Annotated in this window: 7 protein-coding genes; all 7 read left to right on the forward strand. The window is 62.2% G+C overall.

What is annotated here, in order from left to right; all coding sequences use genetic code 11:
- Nucleotides 1-196: STAS domain-containing protein (locus tag ACMUOY_RS19760; RefSeq protein ID WP_413894450.1), on the forward strand; the 196-nt coding region annotated here is incomplete at its 5' end.
- An 87-nt stretch (nt 197-283) separates the two neighbouring features.
- Entirely contained in the window at nt 284-832 is a 549-nt protein-coding gene (gene hslV, locus ACMUOY_RS19765; protein WP_413894451.1) for an ATP-dependent protease subunit HslV, read from the forward strand.
- 19 nt (nt 833-851) lie between these two features.
- Entirely contained in the window at nt 852-2,201 is a 1,350-nt protein-coding gene (hslU, locus tag ACMUOY_RS19770; protein WP_413894452.1) for an ATP-dependent protease ATPase subunit HslU, read from the forward strand.
- Between the two features lie 267 nt (nt 2,202-2,468).
- Nucleotides 2,469-2,897 carry a division/cell wall cluster transcriptional repressor MraZ gene (gene mraZ, locus ACMUOY_RS19775; RefSeq protein ID WP_413894456.1) on the forward strand — a complete coding sequence of 143 codons (429 nt, stop codon included), beginning with the start codon at nt 2,469-2,471 and terminating at the stop codon, nt 2,895-2,897.
- A 9-nt stretch (nt 2,898-2,906) separates the two neighbouring features.
- Complete coding sequence (rsmH, locus tag ACMUOY_RS19780; protein WP_413894453.1) at nt 2,907-3,818, forward strand: 16S rRNA (cytosine(1402)-N(4))-methyltransferase RsmH; 912 nt, start codon at nt 2,907-2,909, stop codon at nt 3,816-3,818.
- A complete protein-coding gene (gene ftsL, locus ACMUOY_RS19785) occupies nt 3,815-4,105 on the forward strand; it encodes a cell division protein FtsL (RefSeq protein ID WP_413894454.1) in 291 nt (96 codons plus the stop codon). Before rsmH ends, ftsL begins: the two co-directional genes overlap by 4 nt.
- On the forward strand, nt 4,102-5,213 hold a 1,112-nt coding region (locus tag ACMUOY_RS19790), incomplete at its 3' end, for a peptidoglycan D,D-transpeptidase FtsI family protein (protein ID WP_413894455.1). The genes ftsL and ACMUOY_RS19790, both read left to right, overlap by 4 nt.

The raw sequence follows: 5,213 nt of genomic DNA on the forward strand, positions 1-5,213 counted from the left end.
GGACGTTCTTTCCATCTCCTGCGCCAAGCTCGTTCGGGTCGATTTTGCGGCTGCGGGGACCTTGCTGAACTGGGTTTCGTCCCATTGTGCCCAAGGGCGGCAGGTCCAGTTCATTGACGTCCACCGGCTCATCGGCGCTTTCTTCAACGTCATCGGCATCAGCGAGCTGGCGCGAATCTCAGTGCGCTCGGATTGAGGGCCTTCAAAGCCCTTACCATCGGCATGAGCGGCGCATTGGCGCCGGATTGATATCCTTCAAGTCTCCATTCCTGCACCGATTCTCATGGAAGCATTTCACGGAACGACCATCCTCAGCGTGCGCCGTATGACGGCGCAAGGCATTCAGGTTGCGATCGGTGGCGACGGGCAGGTCACTTTGGGCAACATTGTCGTCAAGGGCTCTGCGCGCAAGGTTCGAAAGCTGCATCATGGCAAGGTGCTGGCGGGATTTGCCGGTGCAACAGCCGACGCGTTCACACTGTTCGAGCGCTTCGAAGCGAAGCTGGACAAGCACCAGGGTCATCTGGTGCGGGCCGCGATCGAGTTGACGCGGGACTGGCGTACCGATCGCGTCCTGCGTCGCCTGGAGGCCATGCTGGCCGTGGCGGACCGCGAGGCCTCGCTGATCATCACCGGCAACGGCGACGTTCTGGAGCCCGAGCACGGCATCGTGGCCATCGGTTCAGGTGGCGCCTTTGCCCAATCCGCGGCGCGCGCCCTGCTGGACCATACGGACATGCCAGCGCGCGACATCGTGAAGCGGTCGCTGGAGATCGCCGGCGAACTGTGCATCTACACCAACATGCAGCACACCATCGAGACGCTGGACTGAACCCCAAGCGCGCCTGAACATGTCATCCATGACCCCGCAGGAGATCGTCTCCGAACTCGACCGCCATATCGTCGGGCAGTCCGAAGCCAAGCGTGCAGTGGCCATCGCGATGCGCAACCGCTGGCGGCGCCAGCAGGTCGACGAAAAGCTGCGCGTAGAGATCACGCCCAAGAACATCCTGATGATCGGCCCGACGGGGGTGGGCAAGACCGAGATTGCGCGGCGCCTGGCACGACTGGCGGATGCGCCGTTCATCAAGGTCGAGGCCACCAAGTTCACCGAAGTGGGCTATGTCGGCAAGGATGTCGACTCGATCATCCGGGACCTGGCGGAGGTCGCCGTCAAGCAAACCCGCGAAGCCGAAATGCAGCGGATGCGCGCGCGTGCCGAAGACGCCGCCGAAGAGCGCCTGCTTGATGTGCTGCTTCCTCCGCCGCGTATGGCGTCGACCGGCGATTCCGGGGCTGCATCCTTGTCCGTTTCATCGCCCGAGAGCGCGGCCCGGCAAGCCTTTCGCAAGAAACTGCGCGAGGGGCAACTCGACGACAAGGAGATCGAAATCGATCTGGCCGAGGCGCGGCCGTCGCTCGAAATCATGGGGCCGGCGGGCATGGAAGAGATGGCCGAGCAGTTGCGCGGGCTTTTCAGCCAGGCCGGTCAGCCCAAGCGGAGCAAGCGTCGGCTCAGGATTGCCGAGGCCATGAAACTGCTGACGGACGAGGAAGCTGGCAAACTGGTCAATGAGGAGGAGATCCGCAGCCGGGCCCTCCACAATGCCGAGCAGAACGGCATCGTCTTTATTGACGAGATTGACAAGGTCACCTCGCGCAGCGAGGGGGGATCGGCCGAAGTCTCGCGACAGGGCGTGCAGCGCGACCTCCTGCCGCTGGTGGAAGGCACGACGGTGACCACGAAGTACGGCATGATCCGCACCGATCACATTCTCTTCGTGGCCTCCGGCGCATTCCATCTCAGCAAGCCCAGCGATCTGATTCCCGAATTGCAGGGCCGTTTCCCGATCCGGGTCGAGTTGCAATCGCTTTCCATCCAGGATTTCGAGGCCATCCTCACCCAGACGCATGCCTCTCTGGTGCGGCAGTACCAGGCGTTGCTGGCCACCGAGCGCGTCACGTTGGAGTTCACACCGCAGGGCATCACCCGGCTGGCGTCGATTGCGTTCGAGGTGAACGAGCGCACGGAAAACATCGGCGCCCGCCGTTTGTCCACGGTGATGGAGCGCCTGCTCGACGACGTCAGCTTCGACGCCGCGCGCCATGAGGGGCAGACCGTTCGCATTGACGACGCATACGTCAATGCCCGTCTCGCAGCCCTGAGCCAGGATGAGGACCTTTCGCGGTTCATCCTCTGAATGTCCGGGCTGCCTGCCGGCCCCTTGGAACCGTATGGGACCAGTATTGAAGTGTCACTTTCACTGCTTGTGCTAAGTGCTTGCTTCTGAACGGTTTTTCGACGCCGCTGGATACGAAACCCTTGCTAAGTCCTTGATTTCATTGCAAAAAATTGTTGCGGATCCTTTTCCACGGTGAATATTTCCTGATACAGTGCAAAAAAGTGCAATTAAGTGGTGAAAAGTGCCTTCGCCATCGCGTTGCCAGTCAGGAAAAGGGTACACACGGTGTTTCAAGGGGCGTCATCGCTGAGTCTGGATGCAAAAGGTCGGCTTTCCGTGCCGACAAGGCATCGGGACGTGCTGAGCGCGACCGCTAGCGGCCAGCTGACGATCACCAAGCATCCGCATGGTTGTCTGATGCTGTTCCCGCGCCCCGAATGGGAGAAATTCCGGGAGCGCATTGCAGCACTGCCCATGCAGGCCCAATGGTGGAAGCGGATCTTTCTTGGCAACGCCATGGACGTGGAGCTCGATGCGACCGGCCGGGTGTTGATATCGCCGGAGCTGCGCCAGGCGGCTGGCATCTCGCGCGACACCATGCTGCTGGGCATGGGCAATCACTTCGAACTCTGGGACAAGGCGACCTACGATGAGCAGGAAGCTCGGGCGATGCAGGGTGAAATGCCCGACGTCTTCAAGGATTTCTCGTTCTGAAGGCCCACGGTGCAGACTTCATGGCAACACACCACGGTTTTGCTGGACGAGGCGGTCGATGCATTGGTCACCGATCCGGACGCCACCTACATCGACGCCACATTCGGGCGTGGCGGCCATTCCCGCTTGATTCTTTCCAGGCTGTCGCCTGACGGACGGCTCGTGGCGTTTGACAAGGATCCTGTAGCGGTTGCCGAATCGGCAAAGGTCGGCGACGCCCGGTTTTCGATCCGGCACCAGGGGTTCCGGCATCTCGGCGATCTGCCCCCGGCCTGCGCGGCCGGGGTGCTGATGGATCTGGGTGTGAGTTCTCCGCAGATCGACAACCCCGAAAGGGGTTTTTCTTTTCGTTTCGACGGCCCGCTGGACATGCGCATGGACACCACGCGCGGCGAGAGTGTGGCCGAGTGGCTGGCAACAGCCGAGGTTCAACAGATCGCAGAGGTGATACGTGACTATGGCGAAGAACGGTTTGCTCTTCCCGTTGCAAAGGCGATTGTTGCTCGCCGACAGGAACGGGGCCCGGTTTCAACCACCACCGAGCTGGCCGGGCTCGTGGCTGGCGCGGTCAAAACCCGCGAGCCGGGCCAGAACCCTGCAACGCGCACATTTCAGGCTCTTCGGATTTTCATCAACGCCGAGCTTGAAGAGCTGCAACAGGCGCTAGAAGCCAGTCTTCATGTCCTGCGTCCCGGCGGCCGCCTTGTGGTGATCAGTTTCCACTCACTCGAAGACCGTATCGTGAAGCAGTTCATCGCCACGCATTCACGCGATGAGTTCGATCGCCGCGCGCCGTTTGCGCCGCCGAAAGCCATGAAGCTCAAGGCACTTGGGCGGGTGCGTCCCGGCCAGGACGAGGTGGCCGCCAACGCCCGCGCGCGCAGCGCCATCATGCGCGTGGCCGAAAGGACGGCCGCGTGACCCGCCTGAACCTGGTCCTGCTTGCGGCGGTGGTCGCCAGTGCGCTCTATCTGGTGCATATCCAGTTCGAGTCGCGCCAGCTTTTCGTGCAGATCGACAGGGCGGAAGCCGAAGCGCGCAAGCTGGCCATCGAGAACGACCGGTTGCAGGTTGAAAAGCGGGCGCAGGCCACGCCGCTGCGCGTCGAGAAACTGGCTCGCGATCAATTGCGCATGCGGACCACGACGCCAGCCATCACCCAGTATGTGGCCTTGCCGGCGCCCCAGGCGAGCGAGGTCGTGCGATGAGCAAGAGCGTGCTCTACACGTCCAGCCCCTTGCTGGCCAGCAAGACGCCGGTCTGGCGCAGCAAATTCATTGTGGCGGCCATTGCCCTGGGGTTCGTGGGGCTGGCCGGTCGCGCCGCCTACATCCAGGTGTTCGGCAACGCTTTTTTCCAGCGCCAGGGTGAAGTCCGGTTTGCGCGCACGCTGGAACTGCCTGCCAATCGCGGACGCATCCTTGACCGCAATGGCCTGATCCTGGCCTCCAGCGTCGTGGCGCAGAGCATCTGGGCGATTCCCGAGGACATCGACCGCGACAAGGACAAGCTCCAACAACTGGCCCGACTGCTGTCCATGCCCCTGGCAGAACTGAACAAGAAGATCGAAGACGAGGACAAGACCTTTGTATGGCTCAAGCGCCAGGTCGACGAGTCCGTTGCCCAGCAGATCGCCGAGCTGGGCATCAAGGGCGTCTACCAGCGTCGCGAATACAAGCGCAAGTATCCGGAAGGTGAGGCGGCAGCGCACGTCGTGGGCTTCACCAACGTGGAAAACATCGGGCAGGAGGGCGTCGAGCTGGCTTTCGACAAGGAGCTGGCCGGGCGCCCCGGGTCCCGCCGCGTGATCAAGGATCGCCTGGGCCGAGTGGTCGAGGACGTCGGCGAACAGGTGCCTCCGGTCGACGGACGTGACCTGCAGCTCAGCATCGACAGCAAGGTCCAGTTCTTTGCGTACCAGAAGCTGCGGGATGCGGTTCAGGTCAACAAGGCCAAAGCCGGCAGCGTCGTGGTCCTGGATTCGATCACGGGCGAGGTGCTGGCGCTGGCCAATTACCCGAGCTACCAGCCAGAAAAGCGTCAGAACCTCAGTGGTGAGCAGCTGCGCAACCGCGCGATCACCGACATGTTCGAGCCTGGCTCGACCATGAAGCCGATCACGGTGGCGGCAGCCCTGGAAGCGGGGCGTGTGACGCCGAACACGGTCATCGAGACAGGCCCGGGGAAGTACAACATCGGCGGTTTCACCATCAGCGACACCCACAACTATGGATCGCTCTCCGTTGAAGGGGTGATCCAGAAGTCCAGCAACGTTGGGGCGTTGAAGATCTCCCAGAAGATGAGCCCGCGCGAGAT

Source organism: Candidatus Skiveiella danica (assembly GCF_022705245.1).
GTDB lineage: Bacteria > Pseudomonadota > Gammaproteobacteria > Burkholderiales > Burkholderiaceae_C > Skiveiella > Skiveiella danica.

What these genes read in the sequence shown, in the direction of transcription:
- hslU (WP_413894452.1), top strand. Translation starts at nt 852, where the DNA reads ATGTCATCCATGACCCCGCAGGAGATCGTCTCCGAACTCGACCGCCAT.
- hslV (WP_413894451.1), top strand. Translation starts at nt 284, where the DNA reads ATGGAAGCATTTCACGGAACGACCATCCTCAGCGTGCGCCGTATGACG.